Annotated in this window: 13 protein-coding genes; 8 read left to right on the top strand and 5 right to left on the bottom strand. The window is 43.0% G+C overall.

Annotated features, from left to right (window positions below):
• The first annotated feature begins 63 nt into the window (after window positions 1-63).
• Window positions 64-2,199: an alpha-N-acetylglucosaminidase gene (locus AAHJ11_RS05290; RefSeq protein ID WP_320980137.1), complete on the top strand. Its 2,136-nt coding sequence runs from the start codon at window positions 64-66 to the stop codon at window positions 2,197-2,199.
• Between the two features lie 234 nt (window positions 2,200-2,433).
• Here AAHJ11_RS05290 and AAHJ11_RS05285 read toward each other — a convergent pair whose 3' ends face one another.
• From AAHJ11_RS05285 to AAHJ11_RS05265, 5 genes are all read right to left on the bottom strand, one after another.
• Window positions 2,434-2,880, bottom strand: coding sequence for a hypothetical protein (locus AAHJ11_RS05285; RefSeq protein WP_148364395.1), 447 nt, complete (start codon window positions 2,878-2,880; stop codon window positions 2,434-2,436).
• A gap of 61 nt (window positions 2,881-2,941) precedes the next feature.
• Window positions 2,942-4,048 (bottom strand): DUF6340 family protein, encoded by a 1,107-nt coding sequence (locus AAHJ11_RS05280; RefSeq protein ID WP_148364396.1) that lies wholly within the window; start codon window positions 4,046-4,048, stop codon window positions 2,942-2,944.
• A gap of 181 nt (window positions 4,049-4,229) precedes the next feature.
• A complete protein-coding gene (gene secA, locus AAHJ11_RS05275; protein WP_148364397.1) occupies window positions 4,230-7,547 on the bottom strand; it encodes a preprotein translocase subunit SecA in 3,318 nt (1,105 codons plus the stop codon).
• A 212-nt stretch (window positions 7,548-7,759) separates the two neighbouring features.
• On the bottom strand, window positions 7,760-9,334 hold the full coding sequence (locus tag AAHJ11_RS05270; protein ID WP_148364398.1) for an alkaline phosphatase family protein: 1,575 nt from the start codon (window positions 9,332-9,334) through the stop codon (window positions 7,760-7,762).
• Window positions 9,334-10,521, bottom strand: coding sequence for a DUF4105 domain-containing protein (locus AAHJ11_RS05265; protein WP_413579149.1), 1,188 nt, complete (start codon window positions 10,519-10,521; stop codon window positions 9,334-9,336). The genes AAHJ11_RS05270 and AAHJ11_RS05265 overlap by 1 nt, the downstream gene beginning before the upstream one ends.
• Window positions 10,522-10,929: 408 nt before the next feature.
• Here AAHJ11_RS05265 and AAHJ11_RS05260 point away from each other — a divergent pair, with 408 nt between their 5' ends.
• The 7 genes from AAHJ11_RS05260 to AAHJ11_RS05230 all read left to right on the top strand — a co-directional run bounded on the left by AAHJ11_RS05260 (window position 10,930) and on the right by AAHJ11_RS05230 (window position 22,149).
• Window positions 10,930-11,718 (top strand): type III pantothenate kinase, encoded by a 789-nt coding sequence (locus AAHJ11_RS05260; protein WP_176553111.1) that lies wholly within the window; start codon window positions 10,930-10,932, stop codon window positions 11,716-11,718.
• The gene (locus tag AAHJ11_RS05255) at window positions 11,705-12,976 is read left to right on the top strand and encodes a hypothetical protein (protein ID WP_413579148.1); all 1,272 of its coding nucleotides are present in this window, start codon (window positions 11,705-11,707) and stop codon (window positions 12,974-12,976) included. Before AAHJ11_RS05260 ends, AAHJ11_RS05255 begins: the two co-directional genes overlap by 14 nt.
• A 62-nt stretch (window positions 12,977-13,038) precedes the next feature.
• Complete coding sequence (locus AAHJ11_RS05250; RefSeq protein WP_099146245.1) at window positions 13,039-14,364, top strand: hypothetical protein; 1,326 nt, start codon at window positions 13,039-13,041, stop codon at window positions 14,362-14,364.
• A 43-nt stretch (window positions 14,365-14,407) separates the two neighbouring features.
• Complete coding sequence (gene lptC / locus AAHJ11_RS05245; RefSeq protein WP_099146244.1) at window positions 14,408-15,022, top strand: LPS export ABC transporter periplasmic protein LptC; 615 nt, start codon at window positions 14,408-14,410, stop codon at window positions 15,020-15,022.
• A 53-nt stretch (window positions 15,023-15,075) separates the two neighbouring features.
• Window positions 15,076-16,332 carry a hemolysin family protein gene (locus AAHJ11_RS05240; protein ID WP_099146243.1) on the top strand — a complete coding sequence of 419 codons (1,257 nt, stop codon included), beginning with the start codon at window positions 15,076-15,078 and terminating at the stop codon, window positions 16,330-16,332.
• A 119-nt stretch (window positions 16,333-16,451) separates the two neighbouring features.
• The gene (locus tag AAHJ11_RS05235; protein WP_298043755.1) at window positions 16,452-18,593 is read left to right on the top strand and encodes a peptidylprolyl isomerase; all 2,142 of its coding nucleotides are present in this window, start codon (window positions 16,452-16,454) and stop codon (window positions 18,591-18,593) included.
• Between the two features lie 205 nt (window positions 18,594-18,798).
• The gene (locus AAHJ11_RS05230) at window positions 18,799-22,149 is read left to right on the top strand and encodes a DUF4062 domain-containing protein (protein ID WP_413579145.1); all 3,351 of its coding nucleotides are present in this window, start codon (window positions 18,799-18,801) and stop codon (window positions 22,147-22,149) included.
• Window positions 22,150-22,206: the final 57 nt, after the last annotated feature.

Here is a 22,206-nt window from a genome sequence, read left to right as displayed (position 1 = left end):
CGTAGTAAATAGATATAAAATGCGACTCTTAATTATTATATTTGATAAATTGTAAATAAAGCTATGTATACACGTCTTTTATTCATTCTATTATTGGGGGCTACATGGATATGTAGCTGCCAAACCGAACAGTCGCCTGTCAATGCATTGGCAGATCGTGTGACGGAGGGTACTTCGAAAGATCGTATTCTTTTTCGGATGATTGCTGATGAAAACAATCCGTTAAGAGATTATTTTGAAATATCTTCTGAAGAGGGTAAAGTGCTGATAACCGGAAACTCTGATTTGTCTCTGGCTACGGGGTTGAACTGGTATCTGAAATATGTAGCCGGTATTCATCTTTCCTGGAATAATCTTTCGCAGAAGTTACCGGAAATACTACCGCTTCCACAGGAAAAGATACGTAAGGAAACATCCATGCAGGACAGATATTATCTGAACTATTGTACCTATTCTTATTCCATGGCTTTCTGGGATTGGGAGCGTTGGGAAAAAGAAATAGACTGGATGGCAATGCATGGCATCAATATGCCTTTGAGCATCACCGGAATGGAGGTGGTCTGGTACAATTTGCTGAAACGTTTGGGATACACAACAGAAGAAGTCAATGAATTTATTTCCGGCCCGGCCTTTATGGCTTGGTGGCAAATGAATAATCTCGAGGGTTGGGGCGGACCGAACCCCGATAGCTGGTATCAGCAACAAGAAGCGCTTCAGAAGAAGATCGTAGCCCGCATGCGGGAGTTGGGTCTTGAACCCGTATTCCCCGGATATGCTGGAATGGTTCCCCGTAACATTGGTGAAAAGCTAGGTTATCAGATCGCTGATCCCGGTAAATGGTGCGGTTTCCCCCGTCCGGCTTTCCTTTCTACGGAAGATGAACATTTCGATTCTTTTGCCGCTATGTATTATGAGGAATTGGAGAGACTTTATGGAAAAGCCAACTATTACAGTATGGACCCATTCCATGAGGGAGGCAACACGGAAGGAGTCGACTTGGCGAAAACGGGTGCTTCCATTATGGCAGCCATGAAGAAAGCCAATCCGAAGGCTGTTTGGATCATTCAAGCCTGGCAGGCAAATCCTCGGGAAGAAATGATTGCTTCTCTTAATCAGGGAGATTTGCTCGTTTTAGATTTATATAGCGAGAAACGTCCCCAATGGGGAGATCCGGACTCCATGTGGTATCGGGAAAAAGGCTTTGGCAAACACGACTGGCTCTATTGTATGTTGCTGAATTTTGGAGGTAATGTCGGCTTGCACGGCCGGATGAATCAGTTGGTGAACGGTTATTATGATGCTTGTGCACACACTAACGGGAAAACGTTGCATGGAGTAGGAGCAACCCCGGAGGGCATAGAGAATAATCCGGTGATGTTCGAACTACTTTACGAACTTCCTTGGCGTGAAGAACGCTTTTCTTCCGATGAATGGTTGCAGACTTACTTGAAAGCTCGTTATGGCAGAGAAGTTTCACCGGAAATAATGGAGGCTTGGCGTGCATTGGAACACACCGTTTACAATGCTCCGAAAGATTATCAGGGTGAAGGAACCATTGAGTCTTTGTTATGTGCCCGTCCGGGTTTCCATCTGGATAGAACTTCCACTTGGGGATATTCCAAACTATTTTATGCTCCGGATTCTACAGCAAAGGCAGCCCTGCTATTTACTTCCGTTGCCGACCAGTATAAAGGAAACAATAATTTTGAATATGACTTGGTAGACATCGTACGTCAGAGTAATGCCGATAAAGGAAATGTGTTACTTGAAGAAATATCACATAGCTATGACCGAAAGGACAAAGAGAATTTCCGCAGACAAACACAGCAATTCCTGGACTTGATATTGGCACAGGATCATTTGTTATCTACCCGGAAAGAATTTTCCGTTTCCTCTTGGTTGAATGCAGCTCGTTCTTTGGGAACTACAGAAGAAGAAAAGCGATTGTACGAATGGAATGCTTCCGCATTAATCACAGTCTGGGGAGATAGCATTGCTGCCAATCAAGGCGGACTACATGATTATTCGCATCGGGAATGGAGCGGACTCTTGAAAGACTTGTATTATCAGCGTTGGAAAGCCTTCTTTGAGCAGAAACAGGCGGAGCTGGACGGGAAGCCTGCAGGACAGGAAATAAACTTCTATGGGATGGAGAAAGCCTGGGCAGAGAAGAGTAAGGCACAGACATTGAAGAACTAAATAATTGAATAGAAATGCAAATGTTATAGTCGGGTATGAAATATGTCCGGCTATAACATTTGCATTAGAACTTTTTTATAAGGAATCTCAAATTTCATTGCTGAAAGGTAGATATATAAAATTATCGGAAGCAATAAAGGACATATCCTGATTGCTTCCGATTATCTTTTTATATGGATCTTGAAGATCTCTATTTAAAAAAGAACGGTATCTTATTTCTCCAACAATTCCTCTTTATTTTTCCAACAAATCCTTTAAGAAGTCATCCAACTCCTTATCCAGCCCTTTCAGCAATTCATCATTTACCAGTATGGTGTCGTCATCAATCAACAACAATTCTGCTACGGTTTCTTTCTCTTCATCTACCAAGACGAAAGAATAAGGTTTTAGAATAGTCACTTTGTCGAAATCTCCGGCATCCTTCATTCTGCAAAGAATGTTGCGAAGAGAAGGTTCCACGTTTTCAAGGAAATCATCCCCTTCATAAGTAGCCCATTCTTCGATCATGATGTTTGCCAGTTCTTCATCATCATCGTTGTAAATATTAAGTTGTCCCGATGCCTGATCCGGTTGGAGATGGATATCGGTTACGACTGTTTGTTCACAGCTACATGCATATTTAGCGACTACCTTTTGGATAGCCGATTCGATAATAGATAATGATTGTTGGCTCAATTTCATGGGTTCCTTCTTTTTATAAGTTCAAAGGTATAAAAAAAATAAGATTTGATACACAATTTCCTTAAAAATCATCATTAAATCGGCTCATTTGCAATTTTAACTTGGGTAATTGAGCATTTCTCTCCTTTAATTCAGCTAAATACAAGGTAGTAAGATAATAATTCGGCACGTCATCAATGGTAGCTTGAGGACTATCTGTGATGTTCTTTTTATCTATTTTCTTGGCTAGTTGTTGGGCCTTTTCTGCCCATTCTTCCGCTTTAGCCAAACTATCTTTCATTTCGTAGTAAACAGCGATGTTGAGAGCTGCCCGCATTTTTTTCTTTTGGTTCTTGGTTCCTTCGAAAGCCTGACGCCAAAGTTCGTATGCGTCGTCCCATGAATTTTCGCGTACATAAATGGCAGCGTCACGCATGGGAACCGAACCGCCAGTGTAAAGATACCGTGTTCCTTTTTTCCAAATAGGGACAATATATTTCACCGGAACCGTTCCTGCGAATGCTGCCGCTTCTTCCAGCATCTGCTTGTCGGGAATCATGCGAGTGGCAGCTTCTATGGCTGTAACTCCAAAATCCTCCCAAAAAATGCTATCAGTAGGATGGAGCGTAGTCATCGGCCTGCTACGTTCGGGAAGATAAACTTTCACCGTGGGATAAACTTTCACGTCTACCGCTCCTTGAAAGCAGTTGAACTCATCCAGATAACGGACCGTCTTTGTTGCTTTGAGTTGCAGGTTTTCCAGTGCAATAATAAAGTCCACTCCCAGGTTAGAAGCCAGTTGACGCACTTCCTCCTGGCTCAATGTACTTTCGCGGGCCAGTTTATCATTGGCACGTAAGGCAGAATCACAGATAACCACCTCATCGAAGTAGTTCTGCTGTGCAATTTCTTCTGCCAGTGATTCAGTGGCCGTCTTAGGATCTCCATTAGCATAAGCCGTTGCACGACTTATCAATGGTGTACCTTCTTTCATTTTTTCAGTCTCTGTTATCAGTTTATTATCCGGGGCGTCGCTGGTGTTATTCACAATAGCTACTTTCCGGAGTTGCGGAGGAAAGCTCAAGTCGGCAGGTTGCAGATAATCAATGGGGATCTGTTCCAGACTCTGACAGCTACCCAGAGTCAGCAGGAATAAAACGATGAAAGCCAGTGAATAAGATTTTGCCATAGTTTTGTTCTATTTAGTAATTTGAACAAAAGTACAACTTTGGAAGAATAAAAGAAAGTCTCAAACAGTTTTTAACCGTTTGAGACTTTCTTTTATAAGTTGAATATAGAGAGACTATGCCATAAAGCACATTACCCTACAATTTCCAACCTTTAATTTATAATTTTTAATTATTAATTAATCAAAGGTTCTTTCCGTGGCAGTTTTTATACTTTTTGCCGCTTCCGCATGGACAAGGATCGTTACGACCTACTGTCTTCTCTGCACGAATCGGTTCACGTTTCTGCTGTTCACGAGTATCCTGACTTGCAGCAGCCTGCTGGTTCGGATCACTCAAATCTTCTTTGTTTTCGCGATACTTGCTCATATCCTGGCGTTGTTCAGGAGCAGCCTGACGCACTTCTACACGGCGTGCAGCTGATTCATCCGGAGCTTCCTGTACAGGAATTTGTCCGCGCATCAAGATAGATATAGTCTGGTTGTTGATCTTGTTCACCATAGCGTCAAATAAAGTCACGGATTCCAGTTTATAGATCAATAGCGGGTCTTTCTGTTCGTAGCTTGCATTCTGTACGGAATGTTTCAGTTCGTCCAGTTCGCGCAAGTTTTCTTTCCATGCTTCGTCGATTACGTGGAGCAAGATTGATTTCTCGAACGATTTCACCACTTCTTTAGATTCCGATTCGTAAGCCGCTTTCAGGTTACAAGAGATATTGTACATCCGTTTACCGTCTGTGATAGGAATCAGGATGTTTTCGTACATGTGTCCCTGATTTTCATATACCTGTTTGATTACCGGATTAGCGATCTGTGCCAGACGTTCAGTTTTGCGTTTGAAATTTTCCATAGCAATATTGAAAGTCTTTTCGGCCAACTTATCTTTCTTCTCGTTACGGAATTCTTCTTCAGTGAACGGAGTTTCCATGGCCAATGTCTGGAGCAATTCCATCTGGCAACCTTCATAATCGTTGTTCTCGATAGCGTTGGCGCAACGGTCCCAAATCATGTTCACGATATCCATACCGATACGTTCACCCATCAAAGCGTGACGACGTTTCGTATAAACCACCGTACGTTGCTTGTTCATTACGTCGTCATATTCCAACAGACGTTTACGAATACCGAAGTTGTTTTCTTCCACTTTCTTCTGTGCGCGTTCGATGGAGTTGGAAATCATCTTGTGTTCGATCATTTCGCCTTCTTGGAAACCGAGCTTGTCCATTACACTGGCAATGCGGTCGGAAGAGAACAGACGCATCAGGTCGTCTTCCAATGACACGAAGAATACAGAAGAACCCGGGTCACCCTGACGTCCTGCACGACCACGCAACTGGCGGTCTACACGACGGGATTCGTGACGTTCCGTACCGATGATTGCCAAACCGCCCGCTGCTTTTACTTCCGGACTTAGTTTGATGTCGGTACCACGACCTGCCATATTGGTAGCAATGGTTACTGTGCCGCTCAAACCGGCAGTAGCAACGATGTCTGCTTCTTTCTGGTGCAGCTTAGCATTCAATACCTTGTGCTCAATCTTACGCATGGTAAGCATTTTGCTCAACATTTCGGAGATTTCTACCGAAGTAGTACCCACCAGTACCGGACGTCCTGCTTGAACCAATTTTTCGATTTCCTCAATAACAGCTTTATACTTTTCGCGCTTCGTCTTGTAAACGCGGTCGTTCATATCCTTACGGGAGATCGGACGGTTGGTCGGGATCACGACTACATCTAATTTATAGATGTCCCAAAGTTCGCCTGCTTCCGTTTCAGCAGTACCGGTCATACCGGATAGTTTGTGATACATACGGAAGTAGTTCTGCAAAGTAATGGTAGCGAAGGTCTGTGTAGCAGCTTCCACTTTCACACGTTCCTTGGCTTCGATAGCCTGGTGCAATCCGTCAGAGTAACGGCGACCTTCCATAATACGACCGGTCTGCTCGTCTACAATCTTCACCTGACCGTCGATTACTACGTATTCATCGTCTTTTTCGAACATCGTGTAAGCCTTCAACAGCTGATTGATGGTGTGTACACGTTCCGATTTGATGGCATAGTTAGTCAACAACTCATCCTTCTTTTCAAGCAGTTGCTCGTTGGTCAGATTCATGTTTTCCAGTTCCGAAAGCTGTCCGGCGATATCCGGAAGAACGAATAAAGTCGGATCTTCAGAGTTACCGGTAATCAGGTCTACCCCCTTATCTGTCAGGTCTACGCTATTCAACTTTTCGTCGATCACGAAGTACAGTGGATCAGTCACTTCATGCATACGCTTGTTGTTCTGTTCCATGTAGATCTCTTCCGTCTTGAGCATGCCTGCCTTGATTCCCTGTTCACTAAGGAACTTAATCAACGGTTTGTTTTTCGGCAATGCTTTGTGACTGCGGTATAGAGCGAGGAATCCTTCTTCCACCTCTTTCTTATCGTTGGATGCGATCAGTTTTTTTGCTTCGGAAAGATATTTGGTAGCCAGTACCTTTTGTGCTTCTACCAGACGTTCCACTAGTGGACGGAGTTGCTCGAACAACTGGTCATCGCCTTTAGGTACAGGACCGGAGATTATCAACGGAGTACGTGCGTCGTCAATCAATACCGAGTCAACCTCATCGACGATGGCATAGTTGTGCTGACGTTGTACAAGGTCTTTCGGGCTGATAGCCATGTTGTCACGCAGGTAGTCGAAACCGAATTCGTTGTTTGTACCGAAAGTGATATCAGCCAGATATGCCTGACGACGTGCGTCGGAGTTCGGCTGATGGCGGTCGATACAATCTACGCTCAAACCGTGGAACATATAAAGAGGACCCATCCATTCGGAGTCACGTTTGGCGAGGTAATCATTCACGGTAACTACGTGTACACCGTTTCCGGTCAATGCGTTGAGGAATACCGGGAGCGTGGCTACCAGTGTTTTACCTTCACCAGTTGCCATTTCCGCAATCTTACCTTTGTGCAGAACGACACCACCGAAGAGCTGTACGTCATAGTGAACCATATTCCATACAGTATCATTACCACCGGCTACCCAGTGATTCTGATAGATGGCCTTGTCACCTTCGATACGTACGAAATCTTTCGTGGCAGCCAGTTGACGGTCGAAGTCCGTAGCAGTTACAACGATTTCTTCATTTTCAGTAAAACGTTTGGCAGTAGCCTTTACGATAGAAAAAGCAACAGGTAGTACTTCGTCCAGTGCTTTTTCATATTTTTCCAGAATTTCTTTTTCTGTCTTATCGATTTGTGCGAAGACTTCTTCGCGGTCTTCCAGTTCGAGAGTTTCAATGCTTGCCTTCAACTCTTCCACTTTCGCACGTTCAGCGGTAGCCGATTCATGGATATATTTTTTGAGTTCTTCCGTTTTGGCACGGAGGGCGTCGTTGTCTAGTTTTTCAATCTCCGGGTAAGCAGCTTTGATCTTTTCCACCCAGGGTTTGATTTCTTTCATGTCTCGTGTGGATTTGTTTCCGAAAATCGAGCTTAAAAATTCATTAAATCCCATGTTATATTATTTAGTTTATTATTTATTTCAATTTCAACGCGGATTAACGCAGATTTACGCAGGTTAAAGGAAAGATTAAATTGGATTTTTTTTAATCCGCATAAATCTGCGTTAATCCGCGTTGGGGAATCTTTATATCAAGAAACCTCCGCAAAGTTACATTAAAATGCTGATTTATTTATGTTTTGCTCCCTGTTTTTGTGAGTAAATTTTTACCGAAGGTCGGTAATAGGAGCAGAAGTACAGGCGTTGGGAGCCCGGATGCGCATAAAATGTGCCAGTGTAGGCGCAATATGGTCAATGGTTACAGGTGTCTGGATAATGGCCGGTTTCACGGAATGTCCCATGAAAATCAGCGGTGAGGGAATATAAGAATGACGTACCACTTTGTTGTCGCCGCCGTTCTCGTTGACGATCGTCCATCCGGGGAGGACGTCGATTACGAGGTCACCCGAACGTTTGCGGTGGTAGCCGTTACGTATTTTGTAGATTTCCGGAGTCCATGAACCCAGTAATAGCCGGTTAGCCGAATAGGCTTCGTTCACTCCGCTGAACTGCATCAGGAATTCTGCTGACTTTTGTTGGATCTCTGCCAGATTCAGTTCTTTTTTTTCCAATAACTTATGATTCAGATAAATCTGCTGGTTATGGTGAGCTTCCACATACTTTCCTTCGCCATACGTAGCCATCAGGTACATATTCAATAGAGCCGCACAACGGTTGAGATAAAACTCTCCGCCAGGAATCTTGTACAATCCCGAATCGGGCGATTCGCTGTCTATATATCCGGTGGAAGTGACGAAAATAAGCACGTTTTGCAGTCCTACTTTCTTATCAAGAACTTCGAGCAGGTCGGCAATGCTGCGGTCAAGACGCACATAGGTGTCTTGTATTTCCATGGCACATTCCTGTACGGATTTATGCGCATAGTTTCCGGCATAGTAAGTGAGTGCCAATAAGTCAGTAATGTCATCCATGCCGATCGAACTTTTGTTTAATGCTTCTTCGGCAAGCGCATTCACTTCATCGTTTACAAAAGGGCTGGTGATGAAGCGGCGGTACTTGTTATTGCGATCATCATCAAATTTATATTTGAAGAGCATATCCCGCCAATCTGGCAGGAAAGTGTACATGCCCCGGGGAAATATAGGTTCCCATGTCATACCGGCAATACGGAAATCAATCGCTTGACGGTCGTTATATTGGCTTGCCCACCACGGAAACTCTCCGTAATAGGTGGTTCCGCTCCATTTTCCGGTGTTGGGATTGATCCAGAAAGCAGCGTTTCCGGCATGTCCGGCTGCGAAAAGTGCGGCATCGCAATCTGGTGCAATGGCATATACGAGTCCTTTGCCTTGTGTCGCTATTTTAAGCTCGTCGGCAATGGTTGAAGTCAGTAGTTTGGTGGGGGCGACAGTCTGGTCGGTGTAATACCCCATAAATGCCGTGTCGTCTGTGCTGTTGACGGGGCGAAGGGTAGAGGCATCCATCCAGCGTTGAGAAATAATTCCGTTCATGGAAGGCGTCGTACCGCTATAAATAGCCGCTATGGCAGAAGCACGGTCTATACCGCAGAAGGTATATTCGGCGTTATGGAACACTCTTCCCTCTTTCCAAAGACGTTTGAAGCCTTTCTCACCGTAGAGTGACGAAAAAGCCTCCAAATAGTCCGTACGTAATTGGTCAATCGTCAGCCCTACTACTAATTTAGGGGCGGCAGGCAGTGACTGGGCTTGTAGCCCGGTGAAAGTCAGTACGGTGATGAGGGAAGTTAGTAGTCCTTTCATTATTTCTTTTTAGATGTCACAATCAGATTGCTCGCTGAACGTATCAGCAAAACGAGTGCCAAAAGTACAACAGCAAAGTCAAATCTTTGCGGAATTACAGGAAAAAGCACTATAAAAAGTGTTAAAACCATCAGATTCAGGGTTAAATACCAACATTTCTTTCCTTTTCGGACACAATATATAATGTATGGCAAGAAAAAAAGTTGCCCCGGATGGAATACCAATAATAGGAAATTGGAGCTGACTGCCGGGTGTTGGGAGAAGAGTGCGAGGAAGGCGAGGACGCATCCCACAATGCCTGCCATACCAAAAAGAAAGAGGTCGATTCCCCATAATCCGGTTCTCCGGCGGATTCCATAGATTGTGGCGGCGGCTGTCAGTATAAATAAGAGTAAGGAGCATTGAAGCGGAGTAGGCATCCGGCTGCTTTCATCCGGTTCGGGAGTGGCATCGACTACCAGTTCGTTGGCCGTTATGAGTGGACGCTGGATAGAATCGCCTTTAATTTGTGCACCGTCGAAAGCATCCATCAGGTAGAAAGGGGCAAACATCATCTGACGTTGTGTGATGGGCTGATCGGCTTCACTTCCGATACAGAGATCGATGCCGAAACGTGCCCACGGATGTCCTTTGCAATACTGATGTACGATGTCGCGGAAAGTGTGGGAGCCATCCTGCGGTTCTGCGGGATAATTCACTTTTCCTGCAATGCTTTCTTCTATCTTGTCCCGGGGGCGGGTAGCACAATTATCGTAAAAGAAATTATAACGGTACACCCGGTTTTCCGGACGATAATTTTCTTGTAATAGCCGGATTAGTTCTGTCTTTTCTTCATCGGTCAGATTCAGCGTTTGCTGCCATACACTGCGTCCGAAAAATGCGTATTCAGCTGCAAAACGTTCATAATCCGTTGCTCCCAGTTGGTAGTCTGTTTCTCCGAGCGAGAAGCGGAAGATGAAGTTGGGAGTGTTGAAACTGAACAATCCGTAGTTGAATACAACGTCGATCCCTTGTGAAGGATTTTCGTAACGGATGGCAGTGTGTCCGAACAGGGAATATATTTCCTCTCCGGGGGCACAAGTCAACAGGCTCAAACGGATGGAGTCGTTGTTGTTGGCAGATGCTTGTCCGGCGGGCAAAAGCAACAGGAAGAAGGAGAGGATGATGCATGAGAAAAACCGTTTCATTAGCTGGTTCGTTTTATTTCGGTGGCAAATATATGAAGAATAGTTGGATTCGGGAAAACGGAGCCTCTATTTTATCAGAATAGAGGCTCCGTTTCATACAAGCAGAAGCTCTATATGGCTTAAACAAAGGCTCTGTTTTCTTTAAATGGAGCCTCTGTTGGGGTGAAATAATGTTTCTGCTTGAACGGAAAATTGATTACAAAATAGTGGAACACTTTTTGGAACACAGTTTTTCTCTTGTAATCTATTGCTTATTAGCTGTTTATGATGTAATAAAAAAAGACTGCCGAACGCAAAGTGGAATACATAATAAACAATAAAAGATAATTGATCTATTTAAAAATAGATAGTTCGATTTTTTTGTTTTTGGGGATTTCTAAAATGAAAAAAGAAGATAATTCCTCTTCTATGCTTCAACTTTTCTTTTTTTACTTTACCTTTGCGCCCACTAAAGAATCAAAAGATTTGAATTTAATAATCGACATAGGAAATACAAAGGCAAAGATTGCTTTCTTCGACGGCGGAGAAATCGTGGATGTAGTAGCTGAATCCAATCAGTCGTTGGGTTGCTTGAAGGCTTTTTGTTCCCAATATCCGGTTGAACAGGGGATTGTGGCTACTGTCATTGATTTAAGCGAAAAGGTATTAGCTGATTTGGCAGCTTTGCCGTTTCCTTTGCTCTGGCTCAATCATCAGACTCCGCTTCCGGTTGTCAACCTGTACGAAACTCCCGAAACATTGGGATATGACCGTATGGCTGCCGTAGTGGGTGCTAATGAGCAGTTTCCTCATCGGGATATATTGGTGATTGATGCGGGAACTTGCATTACTTATGAGTTTATTGACTCAAAAGGTCAGTATCATGGCGGTAATATTTCTCCCGGTATGCAAATGCGTTTCAAAGCACTTCATCAGTTTACAGGACGTTTGCCTCTGGTAGACACCAACGGGCGCAAACTCCCGATGGGACGGGACACCGAAACGGCTATACGTGCCGGAGTGATGAAAGGGATGGAATACGAAATTTCAGGTTATATTGAGTCTATGAAGCATAAATATCCTGAACTTTTGGTTTTTTTAACGGGCGGAGATGATTTTTCTTTTGATAGCAGCGTAAAAAGTATCATCTTTGCAGATAGATTTTTAGTGTTGAAAGGATTAAATAGAATTTTAAACTATAATAATGGTAGGATTTAAACACACACTTTGTGCGCTTTTGCTCACGATGGTTACCGGAATGGCAATCGCTCAAAATAATACAAACTCTCCTTATACACGATATGGCTATGGCGACTTGTCCGATCAGAGTTTCGGTAACAGCAAGGCGATGGGGGGAATTGCTTTTGGACTTCGGGATGGAGCACAGATCAATCCGCTGAATCCTGCTTCGTATACAGCCATTGACTCATTGACATTCCTCTTTGAAGGAGGTGTCAGTCTGCAAAATATGAATATTAGCGGTAGCGGTGTGAAACTGAACGCTAAAAACTCCAGCTTTGACTATCTGGCTATGCAATTTCGTTTGCATCCTAGGATAGCGATGAGTGTCGGATTGCTGCCGTTCTCCAATGTGGGGTATTCTGTGTCGGACAGTAAAGTTGATAATGGAGTCAGCCAACCCCGGAGTTTTACAGGAGATGGGGGATTGCATCAACTTTATGGTGGTATTGGTGTGAAAGTACTTAAGAATCTTTCGCTGGGGGTGAATGCTTCTTATTTTTGGGGAGATATAACCCGTACGCGGACTGTTATTTATCCCGCGACATCGGAGTCTTACTCTTATATACAGCAGATGGGGGTATCTATTTCAGACTATAAACTGGATTTCGGTGCACAATACACATTGGATTTGAGTAAAAAACATTCGATGACAATCGGGGCTGTTTTTTCTCCGAAGCATAAATTGAATAACGATTATACGATAACGACACAGGTTAGTACAACTAATAGCAATAACTTGGATGCTACGTTTGAAGTTCCTAATACATTTGGTGTCGGATTTACATATAACTATGACAAACGCCTGACAGTTGGTCTGGATTATAGTTTGCAACAATGGTCAAAAACGAAATTTGACGTAAATACACCAGATGAAGCTGTACGTGAAGACTTTAAAGAAACATACACGTATTGCGACCGTCATAAAATATCAGTGGGTGCGGAATACATTCCTAATTTGATTGGACGTTCCTATTTATCCCATATAAAATACCGTTTGGGAGCTTATTATACGACTCCGTATTATAAGGTCGGCGGCAAAGAGGCTACCCGTGAATATGGCGTAACTGCTGGTTTCGGTCTGCCTGTACCCCGTTCCCGTTCCATTCTTAGCATTAGCGGGCAGTTTGTTCGCATCAGTGGACAGGAAGCGGCTTTTGTAAATGAAAATATCTTCCGCGTGAGTATCGGATTGACGTTCAACGAACGTTGGTTCTTCAAACGCAGAGTGGAATAATGGGATGAATCGATGTGAGAGAGAATAGACGACTATATAATAACAACTAAAATTTAGATACAATGAAAATTAAAACGCTTGTGGCTATGTTGTTCCTTTCGGCAGGAGCAACCACTGTGGTAGCACAGGATGCGTCTAACTGTAACTCTAACAGTAGTATTTCGCATGAAGCTGTGCGTGCTGGTAATTTTAAAGATGCGTATACTCCTTGGAAAGCTGTGTTGGAAAACTGCCCGACGCTTCGTTTCTATACCTTTACTGACGGATATAAAATTCTGAAAGGCTTGATGGGACAAATTAAAGACCGGAATAGTGCGGATTATCAGAAATATTTTAATGAACTGATGAATACGCATGACCTGCGTATCAAATATACGGATGAATTCTTGTCTAAAGGTACAAAAGTGTCTTCTGTTGATGAAGCTCTGGGTATCAAAGCGGTAGATTATATTGCTTTTGCTCCGAAGATTGATGTGAATCAGGCCTATCAATGGTTGAGCCAGTCTGTAAACGCTGTGAAAGGTGAATCGGCAGGTGCAACTATCTTCTATTTCCTGCAAATGTCTTTGGATAAACTGAAAACGGATCCGAATCATAAAGAACAGTTCATTCAGGATTATCTGGCTGCTTCTGAATATGTAGATGCTGCTATTGCAGCCGAGGCTAGTGAAGCTAAAAAGAAATCTTTGCTGGGTATCAAAGACAACTTGGTTGCTTTGTTTGTGAACAGTGGAACAGCTGATTGTGAATCATTGCAAAGCATCTATGGACCGAAAGTAGAAGCTAACCAAACAGACTTGGCTTACTTGAAGAAAGTAATCGATATCATGAAAATGATGAAATGTACTGAAAGTGACGCTTATCAACAGGCTTCTTTCTATTCTTATAAGATAGAACCTACTGCAGAAGCAGCTACCGGATGTGCTTATCAGGCATTTAAGAAAGGTGATATTGATGGTGCGGTGAAATTCTTCGATGAAGCAGTGAATCTGGAAACAGACAATATGAAGAAGGCTGAAAAAGCATACGCTGCTGCAGCAGTACTGGCTTCTGCCAAGAAACTGTCTCAAGCAAGAGCTTATTGCCAGAAAGCAATTGGTTTCAACGAGAATTATGGTGCTCCTTATATCCTGATTGCTAACCTTTATGCAATGAGTCCTAACTGGAGCGACGAATCTGCTCTGAACAAGTGTACTTACTTTGCAGTGATCGATAAACTGCAACGTGCAAAACAAGTGGATCCGAGCGTAGCTGAAGAAGCTAACAAATTGATCGGTAGATATTCAGGTCATACTCCGCAAGCTAAAGACCTATTTATGTTAGGTTACAAGCAAGGCGACCGCATCACTATCGGCGGTTGGATAGGAGAGACTACAACGATTAGATAAATGTATGTTGCGAAAACGAAGAAACCGTTTATTGCATAAAAGCATGAGCATAACAATCACCTTCGGGGTGATTGTTATGCTTCTTTTATTATCTTCCTGTGGCGGAAAGAAGAAAGCTATGGGTGAGGCCATCACTGAACGTGATTCCCTTCCGATGATGACAACATTGGGAGTCACCACCCTTATCTCCGATTCCGGAGTGACACGCTACAGAGTGAATACGGAAGAATGGTCGGTGTACGACCGTAAGAAACCATCCTATTGGGCCTTTGAGAAAGGCGTATATCTGGAACAGTTCGACTCTATCTTTCATATAGAAGCCAGTATCAAAGCGGATACTGCCTACTATTATGACAAAGAAAGGCTTTGGAAGCTGATAGGGAACGTAGATATACAGAACCGGAAAGGAGAGCGTTTTAATACGGAACTGCTGTACTGGAACGAAGCTACCCAGAAGGTGTATTCTGACAAGTTTATACGTATTCAACAACCGGACAGAATTATTACAGGGCATGGATTCGACTCGAACCAGCAAATGACCATATATACCATCCATAATATCGAAGGCATTTTCTATGTGGATGAGGAAGCGGGTGGTCCGCCCCAACCGGAAACAAAAGCACTGCCGGATTCAGTGAAAAAAGATTCAGCGAAATAGGCGAAGTACTATCAATCGTACATCGTAAATCGTCTAATCGTAAATCAGAACTTATGAATATTTATATCTCTCTAATTATCACCATGGTCTTCTCCGCCTTCTTTTCAGGAATGGAGATCGCCTTTGTGTCGGTAGACAAACTGCGTTTTGAGATGGAACGTAAGGGGGGAATTACGTCCCGCATCCTCTCCATCTTCTTCAAGAACCCGAATGAATTTATCTCTACCATGTTGGTGGGGAATAACATCGCCCTGGTCATCTATGGTATCCTGATGGCACAGATTATCGGTGATAATTTGCTGGCAGGATTCATTGACAATCATTTTTTGATGGTGCTGGCGCAGACTATAATTTCTACCCTTATCATTCTGGTGACCGGAGAGTTTCTGCCGAAAACAATTTTCAAAATCAATCCCAATCTGGTATTGAATATTTTTGCCATTCCACTTATTGTTTGTTATGTCATTCTATATCCTATTTCCAAACTGGCTTCCGGTTTGTCCTGCTTATTTCTTCGTGTCTTTGGAATGAAGGTCAACAAGGATGCGTCCGATAGAGCGTTTGGGAAAGTAGACTTGGATTACTTCGTGCAAAGCAGTATTGATAATGCCGAGAATGAGGAAGAACTGGATACGGAAGTGAAAATCTTCCAGAACGCTTTGGATTTCTCGAACATAAAAATCCGTGACTGTATCGTTCCCCGTACTGAAGTGGTGGCCGTTGATCTGACAACTTCACTGGACGAGTTGAAAAGCCGCTTCATCGAATCCGGAATCTCCAAGATCATTGTGTATGATGGAAATATCGATAATGTAGTGGGGTATATCCATTCGTCAGAAATGTTTCGTGCTCCGAAAAACTGGCATGAGAATGTGAAGCAAGTGCCGATTGTACCCGAAACCATGTCCGCCCATAAATTGATGAAACTCTTCATGCAGCAAAAGAAAACGATTGCCGTAGTGGTGGATGAATTTGGCGGAACATCCGGCATCGTATCTCTGGAAGACCTCGTGGAAGAAATCTTTGGAGATATAGAGGATGAGCACGATAATACTTCCTACATCAGCAAGCAGATCGACGAACGCGAGTATGTGTTGTCCGCCCGCTTGGAGATAGAAAAAGTCAATGAGACGTTCGGACTTGATTTGCCCGAATCGGACGATTATCTGACGGTAGGAGGGCTGATTCTGAACCAATATCAGAGCTTCCCGAAGCTGCATGAAGTGGTGCGGGTAGGACGTTATCAATTCAAGATAATTAAGGTCACAGCGACAAAAATAGAACTCGTGCGATTAAAAGTCTTGGAATAATGACGATAATCAAGAAATTTTTAGCCAATAAATAGATGCATATTAGCATTTTTTGTATCTTCGTGCGCTAAAACGACAAAAGAAAGAAATAATAATAAACATAAATCGTATTAATCAAAATGGCAACGTTACAAAACATTAGGTCGAAAGGACCTCTATTGGTGATTGTTATCGGCTTGGCGCTGTTTGCTTTCATTGCGGGTGACGCATGGAAGGTGATGCAGCCGCATCAGGCACATGACGTAGGTGAGGTGAACGGAGACGCTCTTTCCGCTCAAGAGTATCAGAATTTGGTAGAAGAATATACCGAAGTGGTGAAACTCATGCGTGGGGTGACCGCCTTGAATGACGAACAAACCAATCAGGTGCGCGATGAAGTATGGCGTTCCTACGTAAACAATAAACTGGTTGAAAAAGAAGCAAAAGCACTGGGACTGACTGTTTCTGCTGCTGAAATTCAGGACATCCTGAAAGCTGGCGTTCATCCTTTGTTGAGACAAACTCCTTTCCAGAATCCGCAAACAGGCAACTTCGACAAGGATATGTTGAACAAGTTCCTCGTGGAATATGCCAAGATGAGCGAGTCACAGATGCCGGCACAGTATGCTGAACAATACAACAATATGTATAAATACTGGTCGTTCATCCAGAAAACGTTGATTCAGAGCCGTCTGGCTGAAAAATACCAGGCATTGGTTTCTAAAGCTCTTCTTTCTAACCCGGTGGAAGCACAGGATGCTTTCGACGCAAGAGTAAACCAGTACAATGTGTTGATGGCTGGTATTCCTTACTCTTCTGTGGTAGATTCTACAATTGTAGTGAAAGAATCGGAACTGAAAGATTTGTATAACAAGAAGAAAGAACAATTCAAGCAATATCAGGAAACTCGTGACGTCAAATATATTGATGTACAGGTAACTGCAAGTGCTGAAGACAGAGCAGCTATCCAGAAAGAAGTAGACGAAGCCACTGCACAGTTGGCTACCACTACGGATGATTATACTTCTTTTATCCGTTCGGTTGGCTCGGAAGCTCCTTATGTAGACTTGTTCTATAACAAGACAGCTTTCCCGTCAGATGTAGTTGCACGTTTGGACTCTGCTTCTGTTGGTGCTATTTATGGTCCTTATTATAACGGAGCCGACAATACAATCAACTCTTTCAAAGTAGTTGCTAAGGCTGCTGCTGCCGACTCTGTGGAATTCCGCCAGATTCAGGTATACGCAGAAGATGCAGTGAAGACAAAGACATTGGCTGACAGTATCTATAACGCTATTAAAGGCGGTGCTAACTTTGCAGATGTTGCAAAGAAATATGGCCAGACTGGTGATGCTAACTGGATCACTTCTGCACAGTATGAAGGTGCACAGCTAGATGGTGACAACCTGAAATTCATCTCTGCTATCAACAATGCAGGTGTGAACGAACTGGTGAACTTGCCGATGGGACAAGCAAATGTAATCCTTCAGGTGACTAACAAGAAATCTGTGAAAGATAAATATAAAGTAGCTGTTATCAAGCGTGAAGTAGAGTTCAGCAAAGAAACTTACAACCGTGCTTATAATGATTTCAGCCAGTTTATCGCTGCTAACCCTAGTGTAGAAAAGATGGTGGCTAACGCTGAAGAAGCTGGTTACAGATTGCTCGACAGAATGGATTTGAGCAGTTCAGAACATAACATCGGTGGCGTGAGAGGTACAAAAGAGGCTTTGAGATGGACATTTGATAAAGCGAAACCGGGTGATGTTTCCGGCTTGTACGAATGTGGCGAAAGCGATCACCTGATGGTGGTAGGTCTGGTAAGCATTAAACCGGAAGGATACCGTCCGTTGAAAGCTGTACAGGATCAGTTGAGAGCTGAAATCGTGAAAGATAAGAAAGCTGAAAAGATCATGGCTGACATGAAAGCTGCCAATGCAACTTCATTCAACCAGTACAAAGATATGGCTAATGCAGTCAGCGACTCTTTGAAGATGGTTACTTTTGCAGCCCCTGCTTATGTGTCAGCATTGCGCAGCAGCGAGCCGCTGGTAGGTGCTTATGCTTCTGTTGCTTCGGAAAATCAGTTGAGTGCTCCTATTAAAGGTAACGCCGGAGTATTTGTATTGCAAGTATACGGTAAAGACAAGTTGAACGAAACATTCGACGCAAAAGCTGAAGAAGCTACGCTGACTAACATGCACGCACGTTTTGCCAGCCGTCTGATGAACGACTTGTATCTGAAAGCAAACGTAAAAGATACACGCTTCCTGTTCTTCTAAAGAAGTAATAGGAATAGATATTCAGGCACGGATTACACGGATTTACACGGTTTTAACTTATGAGAGAACCGCGAAATCCGTGTAATCCGTGCCTTTTTTATTCTCATTTTCGTTTACGATCTTTGTTATCTGATAAATTTTCCATACCTTGCCAATCTTTAATTGGCTTTGTGAAATACTTCATTAACTAATATGAATCTATATTATGACCAAACAACTAGCCCAGTATTCAGTTCCCACTGAAAATTCACGTATCATTCGTGTATTCCTTTCGTCAACGTTCAGAGACATGGAGATGGAACGCTCTGCATTAGTCAAACTTTTTAAGGGCTTGCAAGTGAAGGCTGCCAGTCGTGGTGTTACCATTTCATTGGTCGACCTGCGTTGGGGCATCACAGAAGAAGATGCAAAAAGTGGCAAGGTGGTCGAAATCTGTTTGAAAGAAATAGTGCATTCCCGGCCTTTTTTCATTGGCATGGTAGGTGAACGCTATGGATGGTGTCCCAGTTATGAAGATATATCGCAGACTTTCAGTGATAGCCTGGAATATAGTTGGGTGGAAGATGATTTGAATAACCACTTGAGTGTGACAGAGATGGAAATGCAGTTTGGAGTACTGCGCAATCCCGATCCGTTGCATGCCTATTTTTATATCAAACAGTCTGCTACTGATCCCTCTTGTCCTAAAGAGGAGTTTCATAAGCTGCAGCATCTTAAAGAGTGTCTTTTGCAGCAGGAACGCTATCCTGTGCAAGAGTATGATTCGCCCGAGCAGCTATGCCAATTTGTAGAATCAGCTTTCACAGAACTGCTCGAACAAGAGTTTCCTAGTGTATTGACTGTGGAAGATAACCAGGCATTGCAAGAACAGTTAACCCGTAATGAACTCTTATTTAATTATCATCCAATACCTGAAGCGGATCAGGCTTTTTCCGATTTCTTAGCTGCGGATGAGCAACGGTGTCTGGTTGTAACGGGTGATCGTGGTCTTGGTAAGAGTGCTCTGCTGGCTCATTGGAGTGATTGGGTGAACAATGATACGCAGATGATTCCCATATATCATCGACTGGACAATACTACGCTGTCTTCTTATCCGGAGACTTTGGTGAGGGCATTAGCTGCCAAATGTCAGAATGCACTCAAATGTCAGACTTTAGGTGAAGAAGATTTGTTTACCGCTGAAGTTTCAAAGGAATCAGATTCAACTCAAGGTACAGCCAGATCGATTCTGGATATTGTGAGAGAATCAATGGTGTTTGGGAATAATGTATTGGACGGTTTTTCAGAAAACACACTTCGAAACATTAAAGAAATTGAGGAAGATTTGAATTCTATTCAAAAGTTCAGTCAGTTATGGGCTGCGCTGGGGAGATCAAAATATGCTATCATTTTATTGATTGATGATATCAGTTATCTAAATTCAACGGAAGTATCTCTGTTTTCTTTATTCGGATCTATACCGTCCAATGTGAAGGTCGTGTTAAGTTTTGCTGCATCATCTACTGCATATCTGCCTTTTGTCCGGAACGGGTACGTTCATTACCGGTTGAATGGCTTTTCGCAGACTGATGCAAAGTCGTTTTCAAAACAATATTTGTCTACTTATTCTAAAGCTCTGTCTGCACAGCAAGAAGATATTCTTAGCTCATGGGGGCTGGCTAAACAACCGCGCTGCTTAAATGTATTGCTCAATGAATTAGTTTCGTTTGGTCAATATGATACTCTTAGTGAATATATGAGTGGATATTGTCAGATAAACGAGATTGCCCAATTCTACGACAGTGTGCTCCGGCGTTTGTCGTCTGATTATGGTTTCGATAGGATTGGAAGAGCGCTTTTAATGCTTTCACTTACTTTAGAAGGATTTACCGAAGATGAGGTAAAGAGTATGACAGGTATTAATCAGCTGCTTTGGTCGCAGTTGAGAGTGGAAATGAGTAGTTGGCTCACCAACAAAGGGGGGCGATATTGCATTTGTGATACACAAATGATAGAGGCGATTGAACGGTGTTTTGCTCAAGATGACGTGTCTATAGACGAGTGTCGCAAGGAAATAATTGTTGCTCTTCTGGATGATAGCGATACTCTTTCGCATCCTTTGACTTTTGCTGATTATAACTATCGCATGAAGCAGTTTTGTTACCATGATTCTTATCGCTATCAAGTGGAAATTACTTATCAAAGTTATAAGATGCAACATTGGGACTTTTTAAGAGATTGGATTTGTGATGCGGAAACCTTCGAAATCCTGTATCGCACTAATTATTCTCTATTAGAAGATTGTTGGAAGGCGATAATGAACGATAACCCTTCGCTTACGCCTGCAGCCTATGCTGAATTGGACTTTGGTCAGATTGACTCTTTTTTGATTCCTGTCATTGCTAATGACATGGCTACTTTCTTAAGCAGCTCTTTCCATCTGACGAAGGCGGCAATGGAGGTGAGCGAGAAAAGTATGGAAGGAGAAGCGATACCGTTAATTGCCAAGTCGGTATTAAAGATGAATGAAGGATGCCGGTACGCCCGCAATGAAGAATACGAAACGGCATGCGACTGTTTCTTGAAAGCATTGGTGATGCAGGAAAGTATTGTACCAACTCCGGAATTGGAGATTGCCAATACCTGTCGGAATCTGGCTCTGGCATATTACTACAATGAGCAATACAATGAGGCTGCGATTTATTTGAATAGGGCGCTTAATTATCATGCGGCTTCTACTGACGAGAAGAGTCAGGCAGAAGTTATTGAACTTTCCGAATTTTTGGCTTATTGTGATTATTATAGGGATGAGGAAGAGAGTGCTGCCAAGAAATTCCGGAAAGTGGCTGAAATGCACGAATCTTTGAATGGCAGACTGTCGAGTGGAGTGGCTAAATGTTTGCGTATGCAGGGAAAATGTCTTTATTATATTAAGCGATATGATGAAGCGTGGAGTTTGGTGAATGAGGCGTTGGGTATTGCTATACAGATAGATAATAGGAAACAGATCGTGGCTTGTCACAAAGAGTTGTATCATTTGTGCAAAGAGTTTAAACGGGTGATGAAGGAGCGTGGAGATGAACAAAGTTCTACTTTATTTTTTCGTGAGTCTCTTCTGCATGAAAAGTTTTTCAGTGAAAAGCCGCGTCTGGCTGAATTAACTGTCCGTTACGAGGCATTGAGATGTGATATTATGCGACAATATTACGAGAATAAGGAGTATGGGAACGTAATTCGTATTGCAACGACTTTAGATATTCACGAGGATATTGATCCTGATGTTTCTAGTGAGGTCTGTTACTACGAAGCGCAAGCTTATGCAAAGATGGAAAATTATCCAATGGCGAAAGATGCTTTCTTAAAAGAGTTTGAACTACGGAAGAAGTACTTGGGATGGGAGGATGATCATACGATTCTGGCTTGTCAAAATCTAGGGGTTTTACACAGTTTTTGTAATGAACGGGAAGATGCGTTGGCCTGTTTTCGTGAGGCGTACGATCATGAAGTGAAAAGGAATGGTAGTGATTCGGAAATGGCGAAAAAGCTGCTTCAATATATAGATGTGGTTCGTTCATAACTTGGGACTACTTCCCTTTTTTGTTAACTTTTGCATTCTCGCTATATAGAAATCGAC

The sequence above is a fragment of the Bacteroides sp. 90-K9/2 genome, assembly GCF_047310725.1.
GTDB classification, from domain to species: Bacteria; Bacteroidota; Bacteroidia; order Bacteroidales; family Bacteroidaceae; genus Bacteroides; species Bacteroides vicugnae.
Note: the sequence above shows the minus strand (reverse complement) of the source record. Positions and strands in the feature narration are given on the sequence as shown.